This window comes from Rahnella aquatilis CIP 78.65 = ATCC 33071, from assembly GCF_000241955.1.
In the GTDB taxonomy this organism is placed as follows: Bacteria; Pseudomonadota; Gammaproteobacteria; order Enterobacterales; family Enterobacteriaceae; genus Rahnella; species Rahnella aquatilis.
This window is the reverse complement of sequence record NC_016818.1, coordinates 2,504,568-2,531,470: the sequence shown is the minus strand read 5'-3', so window position 1 is coordinate 2,531,470 and position 26,903 is coordinate 2,504,568. Positions and strand designations below refer to the sequence as shown.

The window sequence follows — 26,903 nt, the reverse complement described above, 5'->3', positions numbered from 1 at the left end:
CTATGAGTACCCTTGCTGATTTTGAATTTAACACCGCCCGGCTCAGTACCGGCGTGATCAAAGTAACGGAAGCCGTGCGTTTCGATTTCAATGCGGACGACGTTCGCCACCAGTTACAGGCTCTGGTCGACGAAGCTCGCCGCGTCGTTCCTGAAGAGCTTGATCAGGATCAGCAGCTCGAAGTGTTGATTGAATTGTTTTACCGCACCTGGGGTTTTGGTGGCGCTGGCGGCGTTTATCGTCTGTCTGATGCTATCTGGATCGACAAAGTGCTGGCCTCGCGTCAGGGCACACCGGTTTCATTGGGGGTGATTTTTCTGCATATCGCGCATGAACTGAGTTTGCCGCTGATGCCGGTGATTTTCCCCACTCAGCTTATCTTACGTGCAGACTGGCTCGACGAAGAAATGTGGCTGCTGAATCCGATCAACGGCGATACGCTCAACGAACATATGCTCAGCGTATGGCTGAAAGGCAATCTGGGCGTGCTGGCGGAAATAGAAGATGACGATCTGGAAGAAGCGGAAAACACGCTGATCGTCCGTAAAATGCTCGATACGCTGAAAGCGGCGCTGATGGAAGAAAAACAGTTTGAACTGGCCCTGCGTGCCAGTGAAACGGTATTGCAGTTCGACCCGGAAGATCCGTATGAAATCCGCGACCGCGGGCTGATTTATGCCCAGCTGGAATGCGATCATGTGGCGATTTCTGATCTCAACTACTTTGTTGAGCAGTGCCCGGAAGACCCGATTTCAGAAGTGATTAAAGTGCAGATCCATTCAATTGAGCACAAGCAAGTCACGTTGCATTAAATTATACTTACCTTACGTCACATCCGGAAATTTATGGAATAACAATAAGTTATCTTATTTTTGGGTGAAAGATTTATCACTAAAAAGGCCAAAGCATGAAACATAAAGTGGTTAGCATTCAGGACATCAACGTCGCCAACGATCTGCCGTTTGTATTGTTCGGCGGGATGAATGTACTGGAATCGCGCGATATGGCGATGCGGGTGTGTGAGCATTACGTGACTGTAACGCAGAAACTCGGCATTCCTTACGTGTTCAAGGCGTCTTTCGATAAAGCCAACCGCTCATCTATTCATTCCTACCGTGGTCCGGGTCTGGATGAAGGTATGAAAATTTTCCAGGAGCTGAAAAAAGCATTCGGCGTGAAAATCATCACCGATGTGCATGAATCCTGGCAGGCGCAGCCTGTATCTGAAGTGGTTGATGTCATTCAGTTACCTGCCTTCCTGGCGCGTCAGACCGATCTGGTTGAAGCCATGGCGAAAACCGGCGCGGTGATTAACGTGAAAAAACCCCAGTTCGTCAGCCCTGGTCAGATGGGCAACATCGTCGACAAATTCAAAGAAGGTGGCAACGATCAGGTGATTTTGTGTGATCGCGGCAGCAACTTCGGTTATGACAACCTGGTTGTCGACATGCTGGGCATGAATGTGATGATCAACGCTACTGGCGGTCATCCGGTGATCTTTGACGTGACTCACGCGTTGCAAACCCGTGATCCGTTTGGCGCCGCTTCGGGTGGTCGTCGTGCTCAGGTCGCTGAACTGGCGCGCGCGGGTATGGCAGTCGGCATCGCCGGTCTGTTTATCGAGGCCCATGAAGATCCGGCTCACGCGAAATGTGACGGCCCCTCAGCGCTGCCGCTGGATAAACTGGAGCCTTTCCTGGTTCAGATGAAAGCCATCGACGATCTGGTGAAAAGCTTCCCGGCGCTTGACACCAGCAAATAACCGGACGTATTCAGATAAAATCAAGGCGACCTCCGGGTCGCCTTTTTCTTATATATCATGTGTTTATAACGCGTCATGCAAAGAACTGTGGAAACTCAGTTTGCCCTCCACCGGCTGCATTCTGGCGCGGGCCAGCGTTTTCAGCGGCTGGAAAGGGATCTCAGCGATGCGCAGTTCCGTACCCTGCGGCAAGTTATTGATGAAGCTGCGTAATGCACTGACGCCACCGGCATCGAGCACGGCCACGCGATCCCACACCAGAATGATCACTTTCTTGCCTGCGCTGCGCATCTGCAATTCACTGAAAATACGTTCCGCCGCAGCAAAGAACAGCGGGCCATTGATACGCAGCACCAGTGTATCTTCGGGAGTCTCGGCCAGCACTTCTGTCAGACGGGTGAGTTTGGCGATACGGCGCATAAACAGCAGCGATGCCATCACAATACCCGCGGTAATCGCAATCACCATGTCGAACAGCACCGTCAGGCTCATGCAGGTCAGCATCACCAGAATGTCGTCTTTCGGTGCGCGGCGCAGTAAATCCACCACTTTATGCGCTTCGCTCATATTCCACGCCACCATCAGCAACAGGGCCGCCATCGCCGCCAGCGGCAGCCATGAAAGCAGTGGCGCGAGAATAAGCAGGGCGAGGATCACCAGCAGCGAGTGAATAATGGCAGAAACCGGAGATGTTGCACCGGCACGAACATTAGCCGCAGAACGCGCGATCGCTGCTGTCGCGGTGATACCGCCAAAGAAAGGGCTGATCATGTTGCCGATACCCTGGCCGATCAGTTCATTGTCAGAATGGTGTTTTTTGCCGGTCATGCCGTCCAGAACGACAGCGCACAACAGGGATTCAATCGCGCCCAGCATCGCCATCGAGAACGCCGCCGGTAACAGCGCCTGAACAAGCGTCCAGCTCAGACCTTCACCGCCGTTTTGCGCCCAGGGCAGGGTGAACTGCGGCAGAATTGGCGGAATGCCGTTACCCTGCGAGCCGTCAGGCAGCAGAAAATGAAAGCGTGAACCTATGGTGGCGACTGGGTGTCCTGCCTGCATGAAAATCGCCATCACCGCGCAACCCGCCAGCAGAGCCGGAAGGTGACCGGGCACACGCAATCCCAGTTTTGGCCAGAGGATTAATATACCGAGCGTTACAATCCCTATCGCCGCATCGCCGATATCCAGCGTTGGCAGCGCCATGACCAGTGCCGCCACTTTACTCAGATAATGTTCCGGCACCGTCGCCATCGTCAGACCAAAGAAATCTTTGAACTGCATCGTGCCGATGGTGATGGCAATACCGGACGTAAAGCCGAGCGTAACAGGCAGCGGTATGTATTCAATCAGCCGGCCAAAACGCGCCAGCCCCATGAGGAGGAGCATAAAACCGGACATCAGCGTAGCCAGTAACAAACCGGACAAGCCGAACTGTTGCGAGACGGGATAGAGGATAACAACAAACGCCGCCGTTGGTCCGGAAACACTGAAGCGCGATCCACCGAAAACAGCGATGACAATCCCGGCAATGGCAGACGTATACAGTCCGTATTGCGGCGGTACACCGCTGCCAATCGCCAGCGCCATCGCCAGCGGGATGGCGATGATCCCCACGGTGACGCCAGCAATGGCATCTTTGAGTAAACGTTGAAGCGTATATTTTTCACGAAAACAGGCGTCTATCAGTGCGCTGAAAGGCCTGATATGGCGTCTTCCTGAAGTATTCATAGGATGTAAATCACCTGACAGAAGAATGGATATGAACCCGGTACTCCTTCACCGGAAAAAGAGTAGCCTACGCCTTTCAGGCCTGCATCGCGCAGACATAAATCAAGCTTGGCATGAAAAAAACGCCACCAGACGTGCTCCGGGGGCGTTCTGCAGGACGATTGTACAGAAGTTATGTTCCCGGGTGCCAGGTGCTGCGACACTCATCACGGCGGAAATTCAATACACGGCTACGGTTGGAGATGAGTTTTACCGTGTAGCCCTGGAAGTAGAGACAGAAGTTTTTCTTCCACGGACCGTCAGGGAGCTCCACCAGCAAACGCCCCGCACCCAGCGACGTTAACTGGCCGCTGGTGCGCAGCGTGCCGACACCCATGCGAAACTGATCGCCCTCAATATCAAAGGCGGCTTTCGACTGAGGATGATACCAGCGGCCCTGAACCATTTTCAGACAATCGTTAGGTTCTACAGGGGTGAAATAACGCGATGCATGGCCGATTTCGCCCTGAATGGCGGTGCCGTTCCAGCGCAGGCGCATCGGCATATGCGCGGAAAGTGTAATGGCTTCACCGGCGTCTGCGCCCTGATACAGGTTATCGGCGGAACCGAGATAACTGGCCGTGCCGTTGCTGACTTTTAGCCAGTATGGCTCGGCGGTGCTGGCGTATACGCCATCCGGCAGCGCATGGCTTCGGACAGGCAGCGGCGTAGCTAACAGTGACGACATGACTTCCAGCGCGTGGGTAAACGCCGTGGTGTCTTCGCGGTTGGAGACCAGTGCAATGCCTGCATCGCGCGCAGGATGGAGCAGGAAATAGGTTTTATAACCGGCGTGGGACCCGCCGTGGCCGTAAACCGTATGTTCACCGATTTGCGTCGAGGTGGTGCCCAGCCCGTAAGCGGAAGGAATGTCGCCCTGCAGATATCGTTGTGCGGTCAGCGTTTTCAGTACGCCAGCGCCGGGTCCGGTTTGTGCAAGCAGGCTTTGCAGCCAGACGGAAAGCGAACGTATGCTGCCGGTCAGGCTGCCGGACGCCGACAAATGCAAACCGGCAACGGCTGTTTTCCAGCCTGTCGCATCCTGCCAGTAACCGGGTACCAAATCCGGCACAATATCGAACCAGGTTTCCGGTGCATGGAAGGCGATATCCAGCGGCTGAGCGATATGATTTTGCAGCAGATCCTCAAACAATATGCCTTTTTGTCTGAGGATCTCTTCCACCAGCCGGTAGCCGGTATTGCTGTAGGAAATCTCAGTCCCCGCCGGGAAGTTCAGCGCGCCGTCCTGCGCCAGGAATTGCATAATGGCACCGGCTTCGCTGACGTTGTAAACCGAAATACCCAGCAGCGAGAGGGTCTCCCGCACGTCGGGCAGACCGCCGGTCATGTCCAGCGCCTGCCCGATAGTGACCTGTGACATCGGCGCTTTCAGTTGCGGTAAATGCTGGCCAAGGGTGTCACTCACCGAAAGACCGGCATCACTTTTCAGCAATGCCAGTGTGGCGAAAATATGTTTCGTGACGGAGGCATAGCGGACAACGGAATCCATGCTGAAAGGTGTTGAGGTGCTGAGATTTGCCAGGCCGCCGGTGGCGAAACCGCGGAGGGTTTTACTGTCGAAAAGGGTGATTGCGCCGCCCGGCTCGCCGGGTTTATCCCAGTTTTGGGTAATGCGTTTTGCTGTATCTTCAGCCGCCTGCCACTGTAATGCAGACTGTGCGGTGGATGTCATTAACGTCTCCTGACTGTCTTTCAGTGAAAAAGTGGGCCGCCTGCGCCGCCCGTGAAACCCCAATATGCGCCGTGCAGTAACGGTTATTCGGGCTCCTCTAAACTGAGACTTAACGATCGTAGCTCTGCTGTGTGCGGATGGCTGACGTTGCCCATCCTTAAATCGCCTGCGCTCAGAAGTTCGACCATTTCACCACCAATCATCACGCCAATGCTGGTGCAAAGATGCGTTACCACGGCCAGATTGTGACTGACCAGAATATAAGTCAGTTTACGGCGCTCACGCAGGTCGCTCAGCAGGTTGAGGATCTCCGCCTGCACCGAGACATCCAGCGCCGAGGTCGGTTCATCGAGCAGTAAAATTTCCGGTTCTGAAATCATTGCCCGCGCGATAGCAACCCGCTGGCGTTGTCCCCCGGAAAGCTGATGCGGAAAGCGGAAACGCACCGTCTGCGGCAGGCCGACTTCGGCCAGCGCATCAGTAATGCGTTTTTCGATATTCAGAAAGCCGTGCACGATCAGCGGTTCGCTGAGAATGCGATCAATGGTCTGGCGCGGATGCAGCGAGCCGTAGGGATCCTGAAATACCATCTGTACGCGGCGGAAAAAGCGTTTCTGGCGTACCGGCATCTGGTCTTCGCCACCTATTACCATCTCGCCGGACCAGGACTGATTCAGCCCGGCCAGCGCACGCAAAATAGTGGATTTGCCTGAGCCGCTTTCTCCCACAATGCCGAAACATTCACCGGGCGCGACACTGAAGCTCACGCCTTTCACCACTTCGGTATCGCCGAACGCGATGCGCAGGTTATGGAGGATGATTTTGCTGTTATCTAAAGGAGAAGATTCTACTGTCATGAGGTTTTCCAGGCTTCGTCACGCACCAGCACCGGCAGTCTGTCCCGCGGATGTTTCAGCGACGGCAGACATTCCAGCAGCCCGCGCGTGTAAGGATGTTGAGCTTTGAGTAAATCACCGGCCCGCAAGGTTTCGACGATACGCCCGGCGTACATGACGGCCACGCGGTCGCAGAATTTCGATACCAGTGGTAAATCGTGGCTGATCAGAATCAGCCCCATACCACGGCTGGATACAAGGTCATCAAGCAGGCGCAAAATCTCAGCCTGCACGGTGGCATCCAGGGCGCTGGTCGGTTCATCGGCAATCATCAGTTCCGGATCCGGTGCCAGCATCATGGCAATCATCACGCGCTGGCCCATGCCACCGGAAACCTCGTGTGCATAACGTCCCGCCACTTTATGCGGCTCACGGATACGCACCTGATCCAGCAATTCAATCGCCGCGTTCATGGCCTGTTTTTTCGAGCCGCCTTTGTGTGTTTGCCAGGCTTCGGCGACCTGTTTACCGATCGGCATCACCGGATTCAGCGAGTACTTCGGATCCTGTAAAATGAAACCCACGCGTTTGCCGCGGATCTGACGCATTTGCTTTTCGCTGGCATTGCGCAGATCGATACCGTCGAAAGACAGCGTTTCGGCGCGGCATCGGGCGCCGGAGGGCAGAAGGTTCATCAGACAACGTGCTGTCAGAGATTTACCTGAACCACTTTCGCCTACGATCCCAAATTTCTCCTTGCCCAATGACAGCGATACGCCACGAACGGCATCGAAACTGCCGCTGTTGGTCTGAAACGTAATATGCAGATCTTTGATGTCAACCAGCATCATTGCTCCTTAGGATCGAGAACGTCGCGCAGCCCGTCGCCGAGGAAGTTAAACGCCAGTGAGGTGATAAAAATGGCCATGGACGGAATCAAGGGTACCCACCATTCGCTGAACAGGAACCGGCGGGCAGTGGCAATCATCGCGCCCCATTCCGGCGATGGCGGTTGAGCGCCCATGCCTAAAAAGCCCAGACTCGCGGCGGTGATAATGATCGAACTCATGTCGAGCGTGATACGCACGACCAGGCTCGGCACACACAGCGGCATGACATGGCGCAGCACGATGCGGGCAGGCGTTGCTCCGGTCAGACGGCAGGCAGCAATATAATCGGTGCCGCGCACCTGCATGGTTTCTGCGCGCGCCAGCCGGGCATACGGCGGCCAGGCGGTGAGGGCAATGGCCAGAATGGCGCTCTCGATACCGGGTTTCAGCGCAGCAACAAAGGCCAGTGCCAGAATCAGGCGCGGGAAGGCCAGGAAGATGTCGGTGATGCGCATCAGAATGCGATCGAGCAAACCACCGGCATAACCCGCTACGCAGCCAATCAGCAAGCCAAGCGGGGCAACAATCGCCACGACGATGATCACCATGCCGAGCGTGATCCGGCCACCGTAAAGAATACGGCTCAGGGTGTCGCGGCCCAGTTCATCGGTACCCAGCCAGTGCAGGGAGGACGGTTTCGCCAGCCGGTGCGCCAGATCCTGTGTGCCCGGGTCATAACTGGTCAGCCATGGCGCGCAGAGGGAAATCAGCAACACAATCAGCACGGTAAACAGGCCGGTTACCGCCAGCGGATTTTTGCGCAGGCCAAGCCAGATACGGTAACGACGCCCCCAGACGGCTTGCGTACGGGTCTGTGGCGTATCAGCCAGCAGCCAGGCACGGCTGCCTGCGCGGGGTTGAGGTGTGACAGGAAGAGTGCTCATTTTACGCGGGGATCCAATAGTCGGTAGAGAAGGTCAGCCAGCAGGTTGAGCAGCACATAAATCGCGCCAATCAGCAGCGTTGAGCCGATCACCGGGTTCATATCTGCGTTCATCAGCGACACGGTGAGATATTGTCCGAGACCCGGCCAGGAGAAGACGTTTTCTGTGACCACGGCGCCTTCGAGCAAACCCGCGTACGTCAGTGCCAGCACGGTGATTAGCTGTACGCCGACGGTCGGGAACGCATGTTTCCAGATCACACGCTGAGCCGAAAGCCCCTTGGCGCGGGCGGTGATCACGTATTCTCCGCCCAGTGCGTTGAGCATAAAAGTACGGGTCATGCGGGTGATATAGGCCATGCTGAAATACGCGAGGATCAGCACCGGCTGCACCATATGGGCGAGGGCATCCCAAAATGCGCCCATGTCACCGGCCAGCAGGGAATCGACCGTCAGTAAACCGGTCACCTGCGGGATCATATCCTGATAGATGATGTCCTGACGTCCCGGCCCCGGCGCAATACCCAGAGCGGAGTAGAAAATCAGCAGGCTGAGCAGGGCCAGTACAAACACCGGCAGCGAGTGACCGGCCAGACAGACCACGCGGATAGTCTGATCAATCCAGCTTCCCTGACGGGTAGCGGCCCAGACGCCCAGCGGAATGCCGACAATGGCCGCAATAATTATGGCCGCCGTGGCCAGTTCCAGGGTTGCCGGGAAAAACCGGGCGATGTCCGTAGTGACCAGATTGGAGGTCAGGGCCGAACGCCCTAAATCACCGTGGAATACCTGACTGAGATAATGGAAAAACTGCAACCAGAGGGGCTGATCCAGCCCCATTTCATGACGAACCCGTTCGACGACTGCCTGCGGGGCGTTATCGCCAACCGCAGCCAGAACCGGGTCCGTCGGCATTACGCGACCAATAAAAAAAGTCACTACCGACAGACCAAACAAAGTAAGACAAACGCTGATGCAGGTACTCAGAAAACCTTTGAGTCTCTTGCTCACGCTTTAACAACCTTCTCGTAGGGGCTGGTGCTCATTACAGTTAATACCACACCGGAAATCACGCTGCGGCAGGCGGCGGTCATGGTCGGTTGCAGCATGATGGCAAACGGGCTGTTTTCCATATGTCTGGTCTGCAATTGTTCATACAGTTTGATGCGGGTGGCCGGATCCGATTCTTTCAGCGCTTTGGTGCTGAGATCTGAAATTTCTTTATCCTGCCAACTGCAGCGCCATGCCAGTGTGCGGCTCTTGGCTTTGTCGGTGTTATCCGGATTGCTGCAGAAGGCTTCGGCGTTAGAGTTAGGGTCAAAGTAGTCCGCGCCCCATTGGGTCATCGCCAGTTGTTGCTGACGCGCACGCATTTTAGTCAGGACCTGACGGCTTTCCGCCGCCAGCAGCGTGACTTTAATCCCGACTTCCGCGAGGTTTGACTGCAATGCCTGCACGATGTCAGAAGAGGGTGAGGCGGAGTAGTGATCTAATGTAATTTCAAAACCGTCAGGGAAACCGGCTTCGGCCAGCAGCGCTTTGGCTTTAGCCACATCACGTTTGTACATGATGGTATTCACTGCCGCCGGGAAACCTTCCGGCAGGAAGCTCTGATGGATTTTGTGGGTCAGCGGCACGATATGCTGCTGGATGTTCTCGTAATCGATGGCCCATTTGATCGCCTGCCAGACCTGCGGTTTAGCCAGATTCGGATGTGCGGTATTGGCAGACAGCATAAAGGTACCGGCGATGCCTTTTTGTACCAGCGTGAAGTTTTTGTCGTTAATCAGCGGACGTAACTGTTCGGTGGTCAGGTTACGGGCGATATCCACATCGCCTTTTTGCAGCATCAGCAACTGCGCGGAAGGGTCGATGATGTGGCGCATAATGATGCGCTGGATCTTGCCTGCATGCGGGTTGTTTTTGTTGCTTTCCAGAATCACAGATTCACTGACTTTCCAGTCGCGCAGTTTGAACGCCCCCGAACCGGCACTGTTTTTCTTCAGCCATGCGTTACCCAGATCATCTCCGACCTGATTCGCAAGACAGGCAGATTTTTGCACGATGCTGCCGACGTTGGCGGTCAGGCAATAGAGCAGGAAGGATTCAGATGCCGGTTCAGCGGTTTTAATCACCAGCGTTTCGGCGTCAGGGGCGGTGATCAGGCTGTCGACGTTATCTTTGGTGTAACCAAACTGGTTAATGATATAGGCCGGGCTCTTATCGAGTTTGACCACACGTTGCAGGGAGAAAGCGGCATCTTCTGCGGTGACCGGTTTGCCATCGGCCCATTTGGCTTTCGGATCCAGTGTGAAGGTAAAGGTTTTTTTGTCATCAGAAGCGGTCCATGAAACAGCCAGATCACCCTCGATTTCATCAGGGGACGCCAGTTTAGGTTTCACCAGTTGCTGATACATATTGCCGGTAATTTCACTGCCCACGGATTCGAAGCTTTCATGCGGATCAAGGCTGGTAACAATGTCGAGCTGAATGGCCATGACCAGTATCGATGCCGGGGTGGCAGCAAAGACGGCATCAAACTTCAGATACGACAGCACAGGTATTGCGGAAAAACCGGTAACAAATTGACGCCTGGTAACCATAACTACTCCCATCGTGTTGATATATAAAAGTAAAATTAAAAATTACAGTGGCAAACCCTTGACTTAACACCGGGCAACTGGCTTAAATGAAAAACCGTTGCTTTGCACTCGTCGACGTTTCATATCGAAAAAACTAATGTGAAGCGTACTGTCTGTGTTCAACGCTGGTGCAGCATGACGCCATGACTGCACCCCGCATGAACAAATCTCCGTTGTCTTAGCCATGCTCAATCAAAGGTAGACCTTTTTTATGAATAACGTAGCGCACGGAACTGAAGAATTAATGCCGGTTTTTGATGGACATAACGATGTTTTGCTGCAACTTTGGACAGAACATCGTCAGGATCCTGAACGCGCATTCCTTCAGGGACCCGCCAGCGGACAACTGGACCTGCCGCGCTGTCGTGAAGCAGGCTTTGCTGGCGGGCTTTTCGCCGCCTGGGTGCCGACTCCTGATGTTGATCTAGCAAATAGCGTGCCGGATCGTTCAGTGGATACGCGTTTCCTGCCGGAAGGTACTCAAAAACATCCTGATTTTTCCCCGACACCTTCTTTCGATTTTGCGCGTGATGTCACATTTGGCATGATGGCATTCCTGCTGAGAATCGAAGCGCAATCGCAGGGGAAGGTGAAGATTTGCCGCACCGCGCAGGACATCAGGCAGTCAATGCATAACCATGCATTAGCTGTGGTTATGCATATCGAAGGCGCCGAGGCGATTGATGAGGATTTGTATAATCTCGAGGTGCTGTACAGCATGGGGCTGCGTTCTCTGGGGCCGGTATGGAGTCGTCCGAACATTTTCGGTGAGGGCGTGCCGTTTAAATATCAGACCTCACCGGATACCGGGCCGGGGCTGACCGGGGCGGGTGTGCGTCTGGTGAAAGCCTGTAACCAGAAACGCATCATGATTGATCTCTCGCATCTGAATGAAAAAGGCTTCTGGCAGGTGGCCGAATTAAGTGATGCGCCGCTGGTGGCCAGCCATTCCAATGCGTTCAGCATCTGCCCGCAGTCACGTAACCTGACCGATAAACAACTGGGTGCCATCAGGGAAAGCCACGGCTTCGTCGGGCTGAACTTTGCGGTGCCATTCCTGCGCGAAGACGGCAGACGCAGTGACGATACCGGCACCGATATTATGGTGCGTCATGTGGATTATCTGATTGAGCATCTGGGTGAGGAGGGTGTCGGATTGGGGTCAGACTTTGACGGAGCCTCAATGGCACCGTTCTTAAAAGATGTGCGCGGGTTACCGGTGCTGGTTGAAGCGTTGCGCAAAGCGGGTTATGGCAAGGAACTGCTGGAAAAAATCTGCTACAAAAACTGGGTGAACGTGCTGGAGCGTACCTGGGGAAACTGAGTCAGCAGGCAGGGCAGTAAAAGAAAAGGCAGCCACAACTACGGGCTGCCTTTTTGCTGTGTGCTGCGCAGACTTATTTGAAGAAGTCTGCGCTTACAGTCAGGTTACCACCGCTCTTGTTCTGCCACTGACGGGTAATGTGGTAGAACTTGGCACCTTTGGCAGCCGCACGGTTCGCCACTTCCTGCGAAACATCCGTGGTGCTGTTGAAGTGGCCGGTGAAAGTGGTGGAATCAAACGGAACCATCTGTGCGGCGGTCACGTCATTCACCTCCTGAATCTTGGCACCGTTTGTTGCAGTGACAGTGTAACGTTTGCCGGTTGATGACTGTGTTTCAAAGAAACGACCGACATCACGGCTTGGGCTGCCAGAGGAAGCCACACCCGGGATTTCAACCCTGGCTGCCGCTGCGCCGCCCGCTGCCAGTGCTGCTTTACCGGCTTCAGAATCAGCAGGGATAGCATCCGGAGACTGGACAACGCGTTTTTGTGCATCTTTCTTATAAATGAAGGCCGTGATGTACTGGTTGCCGCCGCTGTTGGCGTCAACCTGGCGAACGATGAAGAAGGAATATGCCCCTTTTTCTTTCGCTGCTTTCGTAATGGCATCGTTGACGTCTGGCTGGCTGCGGTAGAAACCGTTAACTGTGACGGTATCGAAAGGTTCGAGGCCGTAAGCAACGTCTTTAGGCAATTCAACCACCCCGTTGATAACACGATAGTGAGGTTCGTTGCTGATTTCTGGCGCATCTTTTTTATAGATGTCTGCAACTACGCGCCAGTTGCCGCTATTGTTAGTGCTGTTGGTATCCTGAATATAAAAATAATCTGCACCCAGCGTATCGGCACGGCGGGAAACGGCGTCAGCGGCGTCGCCCAGCGTGTTGAATCGCCCGGTAATAACAATGCGATCAAAAGGCTTAATGGCTGCTGCTTTCTGCGGGCTAATTTCCTGCGCGGCATGTGCAGCAGACAGCGCAGAAACAGAAAACAGGGCCGATGCGATGATCGTTTTTGTCAGCTTCATAAAAAATCCTTTCACCTTGCGCAGTAATGTTGAAACGTGCTGAATTCTTGATGTGTAACAGGTTAGCGGCCGATTATTGCATGTAACAATGCCGAGTGTCTCAGCAATTTATGGCAATAATGCGGGCACGAACGACATATCACATTACTTTTTTCACTGCACATAACGTATATAAGTTTGTTGAATAATCCAGGTAGTGAAATAAATGTTAATTATTCACTATTTTCTAACTTTTATGCCCAGCCTGAGCGGGTTATGGTAGGGGAAGTCTGAGTGATTGATCCGGTGTTATGCGAGTTATAAGGTAGATTAAAGGCTTGTTTCTTAGGGTTTGCAGCAGGTTTGCGGACTATATCAATTTTTTTATTATTAATTGCCTGTCTATCGCTGTGATACGTAGATTATTGATTAGATATTCAGTAGGTTATAACCAGCCTGAAAAAATATAATTCGGTGACGACTATTAACCGACAGGCCTGTACTTGAATTGTTATGTCGATGACAAAAATCATCAATGAAAAGGGTGAAGGGAATACTATGCGTATTGGTGTACCAAGAGAGCGGTTGACCAATGAAGCCAGGGTTGCAGCCACGCCGAAAACGGTGGAACAGTTGCTGAAACTCGGCTTTACGGTTGCTATCGAACAGGGTGCCGGTAAGTTAGCCAGCTTTGAAGACTCTGCTTATGAGCAAGCGGGGGCGACGATCGTCAGCGGCGATGATGTATGGCAATCAGATATCGTTTTGAAGGTTAATGCGCCTGAAAACGATGAAATCGATAAATTACAGGCAGGAACCACGTTAGTCAGCTTTATCTGGCCTGCGCAAAACCCTGAGCTGATCCAAAAACTGGCCGACCGTCAGGTAACCGCAATGGCTATGGATTCTGTGCCGCGTATTTCCCGCGCGCAGTCCCTCGACGCCCTGAGTTCAATGGCTAACATCGCCGGTTACCGTGCGATTGTTGAAGCGGCGCATGAATTCGGTCGTTTCTTTACCGGGCAAATCACTGCCGCAGGTAAAGTGCCGCCGGCAAAAGTGATGATTATCGGTGCCGGTGTGGCTGGTCTGGCTGCTATCGGTGCAGCTGGCAGCCTCGGTGCTATCGTCCGCGCGTTTGATACCCGCCCTGAAGTAAAAGAGCAGGTCAAAAGTATGGGGGCTGAATTCCTCGAGCTGGATTTTGAGGAAGAAGCAGGCAACGGCGACGGTTACGCCAAAGTGATGTCCGAAGCGTTTATTAAAGCGGAAATGGCGCTGTTTGCGGCGCAGGCCGAAGAAGTGGACATTATCGTCACGACCGCGCTGATCCCTGGCCGTCCTGCACCGAAGCTCATCACCAAAGAGATGGTCGCGTCCATGAAACCGGGCAGTGTGATCGTCGATCTGGCAGCCCAGACAGGCGGTAACTGTGAGCTGACTGTCGCAGATAAAATCACCACCACTGAAAACGGCGTGAAGATTATCGGTTATACCGATTTGCCAAGCCGTCTGCCAACACAGTCTTCCCAGCTTTACGGCACCAATCTGGTTAACCTGCTGAAGCTGCTGTGCAAAGAGAAGAACGGAGAAATCGAGGTTGATTTCGAAGATACCGTGGTGCGCGGTGTGACAGTCGTAAAATCCGGTGAAGTGACCTGGCCCGCACCGCCGATTCAGGTATCTGCCCAGCCTCAGGCTGCGAAAGCCGCAGAACCGGTTGCCAAAGTGGAAGCCAAACCGGCCTCGCCGTGGACCAAATTCATCATTATGGCAGTGGCTATTGTGCTGTTTGGCTGGCTGGCGAATGTGGCTCCGAAAGAGTTCCTTTCTCACTTTACCGTGTTCGCGCTGTCCTGCGTGGTCGGTTATTACGTGGTATGGAATGTCAGTCATGCGCTGCATACCCCGCTGATGTCGGTGACTAACGCCATCTCAGGGATTATCGTCGTCGGTGCCGTACTGCAAATTGGTCACGGCGGCTGGGTGAGTTTCCTGTCCTTCGTCGCGGTTCTGATTGCCAGTATCAATATTTTCGGCGGATTCACCGTCACTCAGCGCATGCTGAAGATGTTTCGTAAGAACTAAGGGGAATATATGTCTGGGGGTTTAGTTACAGCAGCATATATTGTTGCCGCAATTTTGTTCATTTGCAGCCTTGCGGGGCTGTCAAAACATGAAACATCCAAGCAGGGTAATATTTTCGGCGTTACCGGGATGGCTATCGCGTTAATCGCGACCATTCTCGGGCCTGACTCCGGGAATGTTGGCTGGATCATCGTTGCGATGGTGATCGGCGGTGCGATCGGTGTTTATCTGGCACGGAAAGTCGAAATGACCGAAATGCCTGAACTGGTGGCGATTCTGCACAGCTTCGTGGGTCTGGCAGCGGTTCTGGTGGGCTTTAACAGTTATCTGGATCATGGTGCAGTGCCGATGGAAGGCGTGATGGAAAATATCCATCTGACCGAAGTATTCCTCGGTATCTTCATCGGTGCAGTGACCTTTACCGGTTCGATTGTGGCGTTCGGCAAACTGCGCGGGATTATTTCGTCCAAACCGCTGGCATTACCGCATCGTCATAAACTGAATCTGGCTGCGCTGGTTGTTTCTTTCCTGCTGATGGTGATGTTCGTTCGCACCGAAAGCGTAGGGCTGCAGGTTCTCGCCTTACTGATCATGACCGTGATCGCTCTGGCGTTTGGCTGGCATCTGGTGTCATCCATCGGTGGTGCGGACATGCCGGTTGTGGTTTCCATGCTGAACTCCTATTCCGGTTGGGCTGCCGCTGCGGCGGGCTTTATGCTCAGCAACGACCTGCTTATCGTCACCGGTGCGCTGGTCGGTTCTTCCGGTGCGATTCTGTCCTACATCATGTGTAAAGCCATGAACCGGTCGTTCATCAGCGTGATTGCAGGCGGTTTCGGTACTGACGGTTCTTCTACCGGTAATGCTGAAGAGATGGGGGAATATCACGAAGCCAGCGCGGAAGACGTGGCTGACATGCTCAAAAACGCCAGTTCTGTGATCATCACCCCAGGCTACGGCATGGCGGTTGCTCAGGCGCAATATCCCGTGCATGACATCACGGCGAAATTACGTGCGAAAGGCATCAAGGTACGTTTCGGTATTCACCCTGTCGCAGGGCGTCTGCCGGGCCACATGAACGTATTACTGGCTGAAGCAAAAGTGCCGTATGACATCGTGCTGGAAATGGATGAAATCAATGATGATTTCAGCGATACCGACGTGGTGCTGGTTATCGGTGCCAATGACACCGTAAACCCGGCCGCGCAGGAAGATCCGCGCAGCCCGATCGCCGGTATGCCGGTGCTTGAAGTCTGGAAAGCGCAGAACGTGATTGTATTTAAACGTTCGATGAATACCGGTTATGCCGGTGTGCAGAACCCGCTGTTCTTCAAAGAAAATACCCAAATGCTGTTTGGCGATGCTAAAGAAAGCGTAGAGAAAATCCTGCGCGCGCTGTAATTGCAACCCGTAATGAAAAAGGCCAGTCAGTTGACTGGCCTTTATTGTCTATAGAAAACCCCCAGCTAGGCTGGGGGTTCCGTAAAGCTTCCAGCTTTGAGCCGGATATAAAAACCCCTTTTGATTTGTTAAAACACCTTGCGGTCTGGCAACTGCATTGGTCAAACAAGAAATCAAAAGGGGGTCCCAATGGGGGACGAAAAGAGCTTAGCGCACACCCGATGGAACTGTAAATATCACATAGTTTTCGCGCCTAAATACCGAAGGCAGGTCTTCTACGGCGAGAAACGCCGTGCAGTAGGGAGTATTTTAAGAAAACTGTGTGAATGGAAAAATGTGCACATTCTGGAAGCAGAATGCTGTGCAGATCACATCCATATGCTTGTGGAAATCCCGCCGAAGATGAGTGTATCGAGCTTCATGGGGTATCTGAAGGGCAAAAGTAGTCTGATGCTATATGAACAATTTGGTGATCTTAAATTCAAATACAGGAACAGGGAGTTTTGGTGCCGAGGGTATTATGTAGATACAGTGGGTAAAAATACATCGAAGATCCAGGAATACATAAAGCACCAACTGGAGCAGGATAAACTAGGGGAACAGTTATCAATCCCGTATCCAGGGAGCCCGTTTACGGGCGGTAAGTAACGAATTTGGATGCAAATGTCAGATTGCTATGCGCCTGTTAGGGCGCGGCTGGTAACAGAGCCTTACAGGCGCATATGAAAAACCTCCGGCTATGCCGGAGGATATTTATTTTATGTATGAATCAGACTTTACTCGTCTTCATCTTCTTCTTCGTCATCTGATGTAATCGGGCATTCAAAATCATCCGGTTTGATCGCCAGCAGATCACATTTCAGATGGTCGATCACCTGTTCGGTAGTATTCCCTAAAAATGCGGCAGAAAGGCCGGTGCGACCAATAGCGCCGAGAACAACGACGCCCGCCTGCAAATGCTCTGCAAGGTCAGGAATGACTTCTTCCGGCAGACCTTTTTCCACATGTGTGAATTTCTCATCAAGCTGGAATTTCTGGCGCAACGCTTTCATCGCGATCAGGTGCTGACCGCGGATGGCGTCGTTATATACGCTTGGGTCGAAGTCCGGCAGTTCGATAGCAATGTTGATCGGGGTAACCGGATAGGCGCCTACCAGATGGACTTCCGTCTGGTTAACGTGAGACGCCAGCTCAATGGTTTCTTTCACCAGTTTAATGTTGAGCGGGTCATGATAAGGTTCTTCGCTGGAAAGGTTAACGGCAACAACCGCTTTGCCGCCCTCCGGCCATGGCTGGTCTTTCACCATCCATACCGGACACGGACATTTACGCAGTAAGTTCCAGTCAGTCGGGGTGAAAATAACAGACTCAAGGCGATCGTGCTGATGAGCCATTTTCAACAACAAATCGTGATTATTGGAAACGACTTCCTGAATAATGGCTTCGAAAGGTTTGTTATGCCAGACAACTTTGACATCAATGGGAATGCCCGCTTCGACATAATACCGGCACTGTTCTTTAATCCATTCTTCCCGTTCGCTGATCACACTTTGTCGCATACTGGTCCGTTCGTCGGGGGACAGCATGGTGGTCATCTCATAGGAGAAGTCATAAATCGACAGGAAGGCTTTGATGCGGCCGCCATTACGTTGCACCAGATAAACGGCACGACGTAGCGCGGGTTGGTCATCCTGATTGGGGTCTATAGCAACCAGTAAATTCTGATACTTAGCCATGGGGACTCCTTAACACCTGTAGAAGAACGGCAGTCAGTGTATTAAGTACAGAGTAAACCAAGATTAAGCAATCGGACAGAGGAGAAATTGAGTCGGATCAACAAATTATTCTTTGCAGATCCGACTCAATATTTATCAGGCAGAAACCGGAGCAGACTGACCGGCTAATTGAGAAAGCATTTCATGATTCTCAATGGTGATGTATTTACCTTTTACGCTCAGCATTTCCGATTTCTGGAAACGGCCGAGTAAACGACTGATGGTTTCCACCGTCAGGCCGAGGTAATTCCCGATGTCGCCACGGGTCATGGTCAGGCGAAATTCGCGCTGAGAGAAACCACGTTGTGCAAAGCGGCGGGAGAGGTTATAGATAAATGCAGCCAGTCTTTCTTCAGCATTTTTCTTCGACAATAGCAGGATCATATCCTGGTCGCCTTTTATCTCACCGCTCATCAGGCGCATCATTTGCTGGCGCAGATTTGGCATTTTTCCGGAGAGATCGTCGAGCGTCTCAAACGGAATTTCACAAACCATAGACGTTTCCAACGCTTGTGCAAAACTTGGATGCTGTAAACCACCAATGGCATCAAAACCCACTAAATCGCCGGCGAGATGAAAGCCCGTGATTTGCTCGTCGCCTTGCTCAGTGATGGTATAACTTTTGATGGTGCCGGAACGAATCGCATATAAAGACTTCAGTTCATCACCGGCTTTAAACAATGCCTGACCTTTTTGGATCGGCTTTTTCCTTTCGATAATGTTGTCTAACTGATCGAGTTCATGTTCGTTCAGGGTGAAAGGAATACAAAGCTGGCTGATGCTACAGTCCTGACAATGGATTGCACAGCCACCAGATTGGATACGTCGAATAATACGCTTTTCCGGGATCATAAGAGTCACTCTGGCAATATTGATATGGGTCAATTTTAACATCTTTTGCAGCGAGTGATAAGTAGCGATAAGGTGCTAAAAGGGCGAAATGTTAAAAAACCCCGTTTTTTAACGGGTTTTTTTCTAATTATTTTGATCTGCACGGTGAATTAAGCCGAATTGAGAATCAATGAGATTAAAAGCGGGATCAATTTATTAAGCAAACGGATATTGAAATTTAAGAAAATAAGTCGAATGAATCAATTTAGAACAGGAAATGTGTATTTCATTATCCGTTTTGGTTCGTTATGTATGATGGTTTTTTCAATGCTGCCAGCAAAACACGCGTCGGATTATGGCATAAAACGCCATGCCGGATCGACTTTGATACCCATTCACCTCACAACCGCTTACAATGACCGAATTCGTTTAGCTTTCGTTTACGTTAGGAAAGGTGTAATGCAGTCTGATTCTCTGGGTTTTCCGTTTGAAACCACGCTTGTTTTTGTTGTTGTAGCCGTTGCGGCGCTGCTGACTGACATCTTTGCTCACCGCAGTCATAAGCCTATCGGCCTGAAAAGTGCTTCTCTCTGGACCGTATTCTGGATCGCCGTTTCTCTGGGTTTTGCCGGATTTTTATATATCCACCATGGCAAAGAAGTTGCCAGTTTGTTCCTGACCGGTTATGCGCTGGAACAGGTGCTTTCCATTGATAACCTGTTTGTGATTATGGCCATTTTCGCCTGGTTTAAAGTGCCGGATGGCTATCGTCACCGCATTCTTTACTGGGGCGTGATTGGCGCGATTGTCTTCCGGGGTATTTTCGTGGTGATTGGTACCAGCCTGCTGGCGCTGGGGCCATGGGTCGAAATGGTGTTTGCTGTCGTCATTCTCTGGACCGCTATTCTGATGATGCGCGCTGGCAACAATGACGAAGAAAATGATGATTACTCTGATCATATTGCTAACCGACTGGTACGCCGTTTCTTCCCGGTGTTTCCGAAACTGGTGGGGCCACATTTCCTGGTCAGCAGTGAGCAGGTCGACGCTGAACTGGCGAAGCCGGAGAATCAGGGTTTTAGTTTTACGGTGAAGAAGGGCGTGCGTTATGCAACGCCGTTGCTGTTATGTATTGCCGTGGTTGAGATTTCAGACCTCATGTTTGCATTTGACAGCGTACCCGCCGTTATCGCCGTCAGTCGTGAACCCCTGATCGTCTATTCCGCCATGATGTTTGCTGTGCTCGGTTTACGCACGATGTATTTCGTGCTTGAGGCCCTGCGTAAGTATCTGGTTCATCTGGAGAAATCAGTCATCTTCCTGCTGTTCTTTGTCGCCGCAAAACTGGCACTGAATTCCAGTAATCATCTGTGGCATCACGGGATTGAAATCAGTGCACTGGCCAGTCTTTATGTTGTGTTGGGTGTTCTGGCCTTAGGCATTATTGCCAGCTTACTTTTCCCCGGAAAAAAAGCCGCCGCGTAAGGTAACCTGAAATTTATCCATAAAAAAACGCTGCGATCGCAGCGTTTTTACTTTCTGTGGCAATCGTTTTTAAACGGTATTACACATCGCCTTCATTATCTTTTTCCACCGCTTCATGAATGCGGTCCAGCATATCCGGGAAGGCGGACTGCACACGGCTCCAGCTTGGGATAAACGGCTTTTCGCTCGGCGTATCCACAAAAGCCTGACCGGCTTCCATGATCGCGCCTGAGAACAATTCCACCGCTGATTCCTCGCTGTGGCGATCAAAAGTTAACCCGTTCATTTTTGCGTCATTTTCAAACCCGTCGATCATATCCAGCGCATTACGATAATAGGTCGCTTTCAGAATACGGAAAGACTCACTGGTAATATTCACACCCAGAATGGCCATCTTACGGTACAGCGCTTTGGTGATATCAATACTCATGCGCTGTAAACCATTCGACGCATCTTCTTCTGACATCGGCTGGTGTTTATGATCGTAATTGTCAGCGATATCCACCTGACAAATACGCTTGGTCGCCGTATTCCGGTGCAACTCTGACAGCACACCAATTTCCAGCCCCCAGTCACTCGGAATGCGCAAATCGTTCAGTACATGCGTGCGCATGGCAAATTCACCGGAAAGCGGGTAACGGAAGGTGCGCAGATACTCCAGAAAATCAGAGTGGCCGTAAACAATTTGCAGAGATTTCAGCAGAGGGAACACCAGCAGACGGCCGACGCGCCCGTTGAATTTCCCGTCTGCCACTCGGGCGTAATAGCCTTTGCAGAAATCGTAATGGAAATTCGGATTAGCCACAGGATACATCAGGCGTGCCAGCATATCGCGGCTGTACGTGACAATGTCACAATCATGCAGACCGACGACTGAGGTCCGTCGTGAGGCCAGCGTATAGCCGACACAAAACCAGACATTGCGGCCTTTGCCCGGCTCATTCGGCGAAAGATTTTCTTTCTTGAGTTCCTCATCCAGCGCAGTCAGGCGCGGCCCGTCATTCCATAAAATGCGGTGACGTTGTGGCAGGCGGGAGAAAAATTCGCGGGCAAACAAAAACTGATCACGGTCAGCACGATCTAAACCAATAACGATTTCTTCCAGATACGGGACTTTCGTCAGCTCATCAACGATGCGGGTCAGCGCCGGACCTTCCAGTTCTGAAAATAATGACGGTAATATTAATCCCATTGAACGGCGGCCCGAGAACACCTGCAAATCGTATTCCAGTTCTTCGACTTTGCGGTTCGTCAGGTTATGAAAATTAGTAATGACACCATCCTGATAAAAATCGCTCATACGGTATTCTCCAATTTTAGAATAGATAAAATTATTGGAAGTCTTCTCTGCAAAAACAAAACCATTAACAATGTGGAAGCAATCTGTTAATAAAATATTTTCCTTTTCGATTTTCCCTTCAAAGAAGGGTAATAAAATGATTCAGTCCCTGACTCCAGCCGCGCGGGCCAAATTCATCGGTGCGAAAAACATGGGCCTCATCGTCCCGGTGCAGCAACATCTCATGCTCATGATGGCCTTTGATCACCACGGCATAATTCACCGCTTCCAGCATCGATAAATCATTCGGGCCATCGCCCAGTCCAATGCTTAACACCGGCTGACCGCGTTTTTGCTGAAAGCGCTCCGATAACCATTGCACTGCCTGACCTTTACCGGCACCGGCTCCCATCACATGCCAGAAACGCCCGCCGCGTGTCAGCGCCAGACCTTCGCGTGCCAGACACTTTTTCAGGTGCGCAAAATCCAGATCATTACCAAACCAGATCAGCGGTTCAGACGCATCACGTTGCATTGCCCGTGCCGCGTCCTTTTCTGTCAGTCCGGTCCAGACTGCGACCTGCTTCGCGGTGACATCACCAAAGCCGCGAAACTCAAAATCATAACGCTGGCGCAGTTCCACCAGCGTCTGGCGGATCTCACGATAATCCGCGCCGGAAATGTGAAATGGCACGGCGTCCTGATCCCGCCAGTCAGACGGCAGATGAATGATTGCGCCATTTTCTGCAATAAAAGGCTGTTGTGTCAGGTTCAGGGCCGATTGCAGTTCAGCCACTTCGGCTGACGTTTTGCTGGTGGTTAAAATTAACGGAACCTGCGCTGCCGAGAGTTTATCCAGCCAGGGCTGCGCGGGTTGCCAACTGTAATCATGATGGTCCAGCAGTGAGCCATCAAGGTCAGTAAAAATAATCAAGGGATCATCAAGGTAAGGCATCTTTTCTCCTCAATTGGGTCGGGAAATGCAGGCGCAGGCTCACCGGTTTACATCTTCCCCAGCAGCTAAGTATAGATATAAAAATGAGTTTTAAAGGCGGGCGGGGCATTTCCGGAATTTTTACCGGCGCAGTCCGGCTGGCGCGCGGCTTTACCCGCAGCGGATTTATGGCGATAATTTGGTGCAGTTCCACCGCAGAAAAAGAGGTAAGCAGATGAGCGAAGATGATGATTTATTCAGCCAGGAGATGGCAGGCGTACAGCCACTGGCGTCGGATAAACAGGTGGTCTACCTCAAAAACTCAGCCGCGGTGCATAAGGTGAGTGCAGACTCTGCGTCAGAAGTACGCGAGAATCCGCTGACTACCGGCTTTCTGAATATTTTGCCGTGCGATGAGCCTCTGGGATACAAACATGATGGTGTACAGCAGGGCGTGCTGGATAAACTCCGGCAGGGGAAATACCCGCCGCAAGCCAGCCTGAATCTGCTGCGCCAACCCGTTGAAAAGTGCCGTCAGGCGCTTTTCGCCTTTTTCTGTCAGGCTCAGGCTGAAAATTTACGCACCTTGCTGATTATTCACGGGCGTGGCCGCGAAGACGAAAGTCATGCGAATATTGTGCGCAGTTATATTGCCAAATGGCTGCAGCAACTGGATGACGTGCAGGCGTTTTGCATCGCTGTTCAGAAGGACGGCGGTGCCGGTGCCTGTTATGTGGCGTTGAAGAAAACCGCGCAGGCAAAACAGGAAAACTGGGAGCGTCACGCCAAACGCAGCCGGTAATTTTTCGGACAGCCACTCAACGGCAGGTCCGTTGCGTCATGGTTTAAGCGTTACCCTTTACTGTCCTGATACTTTTCATGCCCGGCGACGGGCGCTTAATCGAGTTATTTCCATGTTCTCAAAACCGGTTTATCTGCGCTGCACACTGATGTTGTGCGGCGTCAGCCTTTTATCTGCCTGTGATCGTAATACTCCTGAGCCGCTGGTGATTGAGGGCAAAACGATGGGCACTTTTTATCGTGTCAGTCTGGCAGGCGTGGATAAAAACCGGGAGCCGGTGCTGCGTCAACAAATTCAAGCGCAGCTCGCGGAGGATGATCATCAGTTGTCGACTTACAAAGAAGATTCCGTGTTGTCGCGTTTTAATCAGTATCAGGGCAACGCGCCGCAGCCCGTCAGCGAAGGCATGGCCGATGCGATTGTCACCTCTCTCCGGATTGGCCGGCTCACCGGTGGCGCGATGGATATCACCGTCGGTCCGCTGGTTAATCTGTGGGGATTCGGGCCGGACAAACAGCCGGTAAAAATCCCGACGCCGGAACAAATCGACACTGCACGTTCGCGCATTGGCTTACAGCATCTGAAAGTGATCCAGCAAAGTGACGGACAGTACCTGCAAAAAGATTTAGCCGGTATGTATGTTGATCTCTCGACCGTGGGCGAAGGCTACGCGACTGATCATCTGGCACGTTTAATGGAAGGCAACGGCATCAGCAATTATCTGGTGTCAGTCGGTGGCGCGGTGGTATCCCGCGGACATAATGCGCAGGGCAATCCCTGGCAGGTGGCCATTCAGAAACCGACGGACAAAGAAACCGCGGTGCAGGCAATTGTTGATTTGCAGGGCATGGGGATCAGCACTTCCGGCAGTTATCGTAATTATTACGAACTGAACGGCAAACGGCTTTCGCACATCATTGATCCGGCAACCGGTTCGCCGATTACGCACAAACTGGTGTCGGCAACGGTGATTGCGCCAACGGCGCTGGAAGCAGACGGTTGGGACACTGGCCTGATGGTGCTGGGCACCCAAAAAGCGCTGGCGCTGGCCGGGAAACAACATCTGGCGGTGTATCTCATCGCTAAAGAAGGTGACACGTTTAAAAGCTACATGTCTCCACAGTTCAAAGCCTATCTGAAAGATCCGCAGTAGGCTTTCGCTGCTTCAGATTTTCAATATCTGAAGCAGCGATAAAGCGTCAGTGTTTCGCGGTGCTGATCAGCTCGAACAATACCACAGTGCGGGACGTGCAGATGTACTCGCGGCCAAACTCAAAGTTGTGCTCGTTGATGTCGTCCGGCTGGAAGGTATCGAAAATATGTCGCCAGCTTTCACCGTGCGCCACCGAAGGCAATGTGAACACCACGTCTTCGTGTGATGCGTTGAACAACAACAGCACCGTACTTAACGACCCCTGTCGCACCAGACCGGTTGGCTGGGCGCGACCATCAAGCAGCATCGCAATGCATTTGGCATGCGGATCTTTCCATGCCGTATCCGTCATTTCCGGCCCCTGTGGCTGGAACCAGCTGACATCTTTCACTCCCAGTTTTTCATGCAGTGCGCCAGTCAGAAAACGTCCGCGATGCAATATCGGGAAGCGCTTACGCAGCGCAATAAGCCGGTAGGTGAACAACAACAGCGACTGGCCTTTATCTCCAATATCCCAGTTCACCCAGGCAATTTCTGTGTCCTGACAATAGGCGTTGTTATTGCCGTTTTGCGAGCGGCCAAATTCATCACCGGCAAGCAGCATTGGTGTTCCCTGAGAGAGCAACAACGTCGCCAGCATGTTGCGCATTTGTCGCAGCCGCAGTTCATTGATGGCCGGATCGTCAGTCGGGCCTTCCACGCCATAGTTCGCCGAAATGTTGTTATCGCTGCCATCCTTGCCGTCTTCACCGTTCGCTTCGTTGTGTTTACTGGCATACGACACCCAGTCATTGAGCGTGAAACCGTCGTGGGCAGTAATAAAATTCACGGAAGCATAAGGTTTGCGGCCCCGGTGATTAAACAGGTCTGCTGAACCGGAAAGCCGGGTGACAAACTGTGCCAGCTGACCTTCATCACCACGCCAGAATTTACGCACCGTGTCGCGGAACCGGTCGTTCCATTCCATCCAGCCCGGTGGGAAGCCGCCAACCTGATAACCACCGGGACCGCAATCCCAGGGTTCGGCGATCAGTTTGCACTGACTGAGGATCGGATCCTGACGGCAGGTGTCGAGAAAACCGCAGCCCTCATCAAAGCCATAGCTTTCACGTCCGAGGATGGTCGCCAGATCAAAGCGGAAACCATCCACCTGCATCTCGGTTGCCCAGTATCGCAGCGAGTCTGTGACCATCTGTAATACGCGCGGATGGCTGAGATTGAGCGTATTGCCGGTGCCGGTATCGTTAATGTAATAACGCTTATTGTCCGGCATCAGCCGGTAATAGCTGGCGTTGTCGATACCTTTAAAAGACAGCGTTGGTCCAAGCTCGTTACCTTCTGCGGTGTGGTTGTAAACGACATCCAGAATGACCTCAATACCTGCGGCGTGCAGGGTGGCAATCATCTGTTTGAATTCGTTGACGGTATGCGTCGCCATATATTGCGGATGCGGCGCAAAAAAACTCAGCGTGTTATAGCCCCAGAAATTATGCAGGCCTTTATCCTGTAAATGCCGGTCATCGGTGAAAGCATGAACAGGCATCAGCTCGACAGACGTGACCCCGAGAGAACGGATATAGTCCACGATATGCGGGGTGCTCATGCCGGAAAACGTGCCGCGTAAATGTTCAGGCACTGCCGGATGGCGCATGGTATAGCCGCGGACATGCGTCTCATAAATCAGGGCTTTTTCCCACGGAATATGTCTTTTACGTGAACGGGCCCACGAGAAAGCGGGATCAATCACCCGGCATTTAGGCAAAAACGGTGCGCTGTCACTGTTATCGATGTGCAAATCTTTCTTCGGACTTTGCATGTCATAAGCGAACAGGGCATCGTCCCATTTCAGTTCGCCGACAATCTGTTTGGCGTAAGGGTCGAGCAGTAACTTGGCGGGATTAAACCGGTGACCATCGTGCGGCGCATAGGGGCCATGCACGCGATAGGCATACAACAGGCCGGGGCGGGCGTCCGGCAGATAGCCATGCCAGACTTCATCGGTATATTCCGGCAGTTCGATGACGTCATATTGTTCGCCGTCTTCGTTAAAAAGGCACAGTTCTACCTTGGTGGCGTTGGCTGAAAACAACGCGAAATTTACACCCAGGCCGTCCCAGGTCGCACCTAACGGCACCGGCAATCCTTCGCGTACCCGCGTGGTGTGTCCGGAATCGAAACTGCGGACAATTTCACCGTCGCTGTAAGGCTCAATAATCCGCACGCCAAACTCATCTACTGCAATATCAACCTGCAAATGCGACGGAATAGTGCGGGTTTTTTCCGTCGTGACAACCGGTTTACTTATCTTGCTGGATCGGGCCTTTGCCATACTTGACGTCACTCCGTTTC

The 26,903-nt window shown here is 52.3% G+C and carries 22 protein-coding genes; 9 read left to right on the top strand and 13 right to left on the bottom strand.

What is annotated here, in order from left to right:
- Positions 1-2: 2 nt before the first annotated feature.
- Both sirB1 and kdsA read left to right on the top strand, forming a co-directional pair.
- On the top strand, positions 3-812 hold the full coding sequence (sirB1, locus tag RAHAQ2_RS11490; protein ID WP_015697392.1) for an invasion regulator SirB1: 810 nt from the start codon (positions 3-5) through the stop codon (positions 810-812).
- Between the two features lie 95 nt (positions 813-907).
- Positions 908-1,762 carry a 3-deoxy-8-phosphooctulonate synthase gene (gene kdsA / locus RAHAQ2_RS11485; protein ID WP_015697391.1) on the top strand — a complete coding sequence of 285 codons (855 nt, stop codon included), beginning with the start codon at positions 908-910 and terminating at the stop codon, positions 1,760-1,762.
- Between the two features lie 63 nt (positions 1,763-1,825).
- On the opposite strand, the gene dauA is transcribed toward kdsA, so the two are convergent.
- The 7 genes from dauA to RAHAQ2_RS11450 form a co-directional block, all read right to left on the bottom strand.
- The gene (gene dauA, locus RAHAQ2_RS11480; RefSeq protein ID WP_015697390.1) at positions 1,826-3,493 is read right to left on the bottom strand and encodes a C4-dicarboxylic acid transporter DauA; all 1,668 of its coding nucleotides are present in this window, start codon (positions 3,491-3,493) and stop codon (positions 1,826-1,828) included.
- Between the two features lie 172 nt (positions 3,494-3,665).
- Entirely contained in the window at positions 3,666-5,225 is a 1,560-nt protein-coding gene (locus RAHAQ2_RS11475) for a serine hydrolase domain-containing protein (protein ID WP_015697389.1), read from the bottom strand.
- Between the two features lie 83 nt (positions 5,226-5,308).
- The gene (locus RAHAQ2_RS11470) at positions 5,309-6,082 is read right to left on the bottom strand and encodes an ABC transporter ATP-binding protein (RefSeq protein ID WP_015697388.1); all 774 of its coding nucleotides are present in this window, start codon (positions 6,080-6,082) and stop codon (positions 5,309-5,311) included.
- Positions 6,079-6,909, bottom strand: a complete 831-nt coding sequence (locus tag RAHAQ2_RS11465) for an ABC transporter ATP-binding protein (RefSeq protein ID WP_015697387.1) — start codon at positions 6,907-6,909, stop codon at positions 6,079-6,081. The genes RAHAQ2_RS11470 and RAHAQ2_RS11465 overlap by 4 nt, the downstream gene beginning before the upstream one ends.
- Positions 6,909-7,835 carry an ABC transporter permease gene (locus tag RAHAQ2_RS11460; RefSeq protein ID WP_015697386.1) on the bottom strand — a complete coding sequence of 309 codons (927 nt, stop codon included), beginning with the start codon at positions 7,833-7,835 and terminating at the stop codon, positions 6,909-6,911. The genes RAHAQ2_RS11465 and RAHAQ2_RS11460 overlap by 1 nt, the downstream gene beginning before the upstream one ends.
- On the bottom strand, positions 7,832-8,845 hold the full coding sequence (locus RAHAQ2_RS11455; protein WP_013575571.1) for an ABC transporter permease: 1,014 nt from the start codon (positions 8,843-8,845) through the stop codon (positions 7,832-7,834). Before RAHAQ2_RS11455 ends, RAHAQ2_RS11460 begins: the two co-directional genes overlap by 4 nt.
- Entirely contained in the window at positions 8,842-10,437 is a 1,596-nt protein-coding gene (locus tag RAHAQ2_RS11450) for an ABC transporter substrate-binding protein (protein ID WP_015697385.1), read from the bottom strand. Before RAHAQ2_RS11450 ends, RAHAQ2_RS11455 begins: the two co-directional genes overlap by 4 nt.
- 250 nt (positions 10,438-10,687) lie before the next feature.
- On the opposite strand from RAHAQ2_RS11450, the gene RAHAQ2_RS11445 reads away from it, so the two are divergent.
- Positions 10,688-11,800, top strand: coding sequence for a dipeptidase (locus RAHAQ2_RS11445; protein WP_015697384.1), 1,113 nt, complete (start codon positions 10,688-10,690; stop codon positions 11,798-11,800).
- A 73-nt stretch (positions 11,801-11,873) separates the two neighbouring features.
- Here RAHAQ2_RS11445 and ydgH read toward each other — a convergent pair whose 3' ends face one another.
- Positions 11,874-12,827, bottom strand: coding sequence for a DUF1471 family protein YdgH (ydgH, locus tag RAHAQ2_RS11440; protein WP_015697383.1), 954 nt, complete (start codon positions 12,825-12,827; stop codon positions 11,874-11,876).
- A 537-nt stretch (positions 12,828-13,364) separates the two neighbouring features.
- Between ydgH and pntA the strand changes: the two genes are divergently transcribed.
- The 3 genes from pntA to tnpA all read left to right on the top strand — a co-directional run bounded on the left by pntA (position 13,365) and on the right by tnpA (position 16,943).
- On the top strand, positions 13,365-14,894 hold the full coding sequence (pntA, locus tag RAHAQ2_RS11435) for a Re/Si-specific NAD(P)(+) transhydrogenase subunit alpha (protein WP_015697382.1): 1,530 nt from the start codon (positions 13,365-13,367) through the stop codon (positions 14,892-14,894).
- Between the two features lie 9 nt (positions 14,895-14,903).
- On the top strand, positions 14,904-16,295 hold the full coding sequence (gene pntB / locus RAHAQ2_RS11430; protein ID WP_015697381.1) for a Re/Si-specific NAD(P)(+) transhydrogenase subunit beta: 1,392 nt from the start codon (positions 14,904-14,906) through the stop codon (positions 16,293-16,295).
- Between the two features lie 189 nt (positions 16,296-16,484).
- Positions 16,485-16,943 carry an IS200/IS605-like element IS1541D family transposase gene (gene tnpA, locus RAHAQ2_RS11425; protein ID WP_014333746.1) on the top strand — a complete coding sequence of 153 codons (459 nt, stop codon included), beginning with the start codon at positions 16,485-16,487 and terminating at the stop codon, positions 16,941-16,943.
- A gap of 128 nt (positions 16,944-17,071) precedes the next feature.
- On the opposite strand, the gene uspE is transcribed toward tnpA, so the two are convergent.
- Positions 17,072-18,031 (bottom strand): universal stress protein UspE, encoded by a 960-nt coding sequence (gene uspE, locus RAHAQ2_RS11420; RefSeq protein WP_015697380.1) that lies wholly within the window; start codon positions 18,029-18,031, stop codon positions 17,072-17,074.
- A gap of 135 nt (positions 18,032-18,166) precedes the next feature.
- A complete protein-coding gene (locus RAHAQ2_RS11415; RefSeq protein ID WP_013575564.1) occupies positions 18,167-18,922 on the bottom strand; it encodes an FNR family transcription factor in 756 nt (251 codons plus the stop codon).
- A 438-nt stretch (positions 18,923-19,360) separates the two neighbouring features.
- Between RAHAQ2_RS11415 and RAHAQ2_RS11410 the strand changes: the two genes are divergently transcribed.
- Positions 19,361-20,386 carry a TerC/Alx family metal homeostasis membrane protein gene (locus tag RAHAQ2_RS11410; RefSeq protein WP_015697379.1) on the top strand — a complete coding sequence of 342 codons (1,026 nt, stop codon included), beginning with the start codon at positions 19,361-19,363 and terminating at the stop codon, positions 20,384-20,386.
- A 79-nt stretch (positions 20,387-20,465) separates the two neighbouring features.
- Here the strand turns inward: RAHAQ2_RS11410 and RAHAQ2_RS11405 are convergent, their stop codons facing one another.
- Complete coding sequence (locus tag RAHAQ2_RS11405; RefSeq protein WP_015697378.1) at positions 20,466-21,686, bottom strand: glycosyltransferase family protein; 1,221 nt, start codon at positions 21,684-21,686, stop codon at positions 20,466-20,468.
- 118 nt (positions 21,687-21,804) lie between these two features.
- Positions 21,805-22,620, bottom strand: coding sequence for a mannosyl-3-phosphoglycerate phosphatase-related protein (locus tag RAHAQ2_RS11400; protein ID WP_015697377.1), 816 nt, complete (start codon positions 22,618-22,620; stop codon positions 21,805-21,807).
- A 214-nt stretch (positions 22,621-22,834) separates the two neighbouring features.
- Here RAHAQ2_RS11400 and smrA point away from each other — a divergent pair, with 214 nt between their 5' ends.
- A complete protein-coding gene (smrA, locus tag RAHAQ2_RS11395) occupies positions 22,835-23,401 on the top strand; it encodes a DNA endonuclease SmrA (RefSeq protein WP_015697376.1) in 567 nt (188 codons plus the stop codon).
- A gap of 112 nt (positions 23,402-23,513) precedes the next feature.
- On the top strand, positions 23,514-24,554 hold the full coding sequence (apbE, locus tag RAHAQ2_RS11390; RefSeq protein WP_015697375.1) for an FAD:protein FMN transferase ApbE: 1,041 nt from the start codon (positions 23,514-23,516) through the stop codon (positions 24,552-24,554).
- Positions 24,555-24,600: 46 nt separating this feature from the next.
- Here the strand turns inward: apbE and glgX are convergent, their stop codons facing one another.
- Positions 24,601-26,883: a glycogen debranching protein GlgX gene (gene glgX, locus RAHAQ2_RS11385; protein WP_015697374.1), complete on the bottom strand. Its 2,283-nt coding sequence runs from the start codon at positions 26,881-26,883 to the stop codon at positions 24,601-24,603.
- Positions 26,884-26,903 lie beyond the last annotated feature (20 nt).

What these genes read in the sequence shown, in the direction of transcription:
- dauA (WP_015697390.1), bottom strand. Translation starts at nt 3,493, where the DNA reads ATGAATACTTCAGGAAGACGCCATATCAGGCCTTTCAGCGCACTGATA.
- pntB (WP_015697381.1), top strand. Translation starts at nt 14,904, where the DNA reads ATGTCTGGGGGTTTAGTTACAGCAGCATATATTGTTGCCGCAATTTTG.
- apbE (WP_015697375.1), top strand. Translation starts at nt 23,514, where the DNA reads ATGTTCTCAAAACCGGTTTATCTGCGCTGCACACTGATGTTGTGCGGC.
- RAHAQ2_RS11470 (WP_015697388.1), bottom strand. Translation starts at nt 6,082, where the DNA reads ATGACAGTAGAATCTTCTCCTTTAGATAACAGCAAAATCATCCTCCAT.
- RAHAQ2_RS11405 (WP_015697378.1), bottom strand. Translation starts at nt 21,686, where the DNA reads ATGAGCGATTTTTATCAGGATGGTGTCATTACTAATTTTCATAACCTG.
- uspE (WP_015697380.1), bottom strand. Translation starts at nt 18,031, where the DNA reads ATGGCTAAGTATCAGAATTTACTGGTTGCTATAGACCCCAATCAGGAT.
- smrA (WP_015697376.1), top strand. Translation starts at nt 22,835, where the DNA reads ATGAGCGAAGATGATGATTTATTCAGCCAGGAGATGGCAGGCGTACAG.
- RAHAQ2_RS11415 (WP_013575564.1), bottom strand. Translation starts at nt 18,922, where the DNA reads ATGATCCCGGAAAAGCGTATTATTCGACGTATCCAATCTGGTGGCTGT.
- RAHAQ2_RS11410 (WP_015697379.1), top strand. Translation starts at nt 19,361, where the DNA reads ATGCAGTCTGATTCTCTGGGTTTTCCGTTTGAAACCACGCTTGTTTTT.
- pntA (WP_015697382.1), top strand. Translation starts at nt 13,365, where the DNA reads ATGCGTATTGGTGTACCAAGAGAGCGGTTGACCAATGAAGCCAGGGTT.
- RAHAQ2_RS11400 (WP_015697377.1), bottom strand. Translation starts at nt 22,620, where the DNA reads ATGCCTTACCTTGATGATCCCTTGATTATTTTTACTGACCTTGATGGC.
- RAHAQ2_RS11460 (WP_015697386.1), bottom strand. Translation starts at nt 7,835, where the DNA reads ATGAGCACTCTTCCTGTCACACCTCAACCCCGCGCAGGCAGCCGTGCC.
- RAHAQ2_RS11475 (WP_015697389.1), bottom strand. Translation starts at nt 5,225, where the DNA reads ATGACATCCACCGCACAGTCTGCATTACAGTGGCAGGCGGCTGAAGAT.
- kdsA (WP_015697391.1), top strand. Translation starts at nt 908, where the DNA reads ATGAAACATAAAGTGGTTAGCATTCAGGACATCAACGTCGCCAACGAT.
- glgX (WP_015697374.1), bottom strand. Translation starts at nt 26,883, where the DNA reads ATGGCAAAGGCCCGATCCAGCAAGATAAGTAAACCGGTTGTCACGACG.
- tnpA (WP_014333746.1), top strand. Translation starts at nt 16,485, where the DNA reads ATGGGGGACGAAAAGAGCTTAGCGCACACCCGATGGAACTGTAAATAT.
- RAHAQ2_RS11465 (WP_015697387.1), bottom strand. Translation starts at nt 6,909, where the DNA reads ATGCTGGTTGACATCAAAGATCTGCATATTACGTTTCAGACCAACAGC.
- ydgH (WP_015697383.1), bottom strand. Translation starts at nt 12,827, where the DNA reads ATGAAGCTGACAAAAACGATCATCGCATCGGCCCTGTTTTCTGTTTCT.
- RAHAQ2_RS11450 (WP_015697385.1), bottom strand. Translation starts at nt 10,437, where the DNA reads ATGGTTACCAGGCGTCAATTTGTTACCGGTTTTTCCGCAATACCTGTG.
- sirB1 (WP_015697392.1), top strand. Translation starts at nt 3, where the DNA reads ATGAGTACCCTTGCTGATTTTGAATTTAACACCGCCCGGCTCAGTACC.
- RAHAQ2_RS11445 (WP_015697384.1), top strand. Translation starts at nt 10,688, where the DNA reads ATGAATAACGTAGCGCACGGAACTGAAGAATTAATGCCGGTTTTTGAT.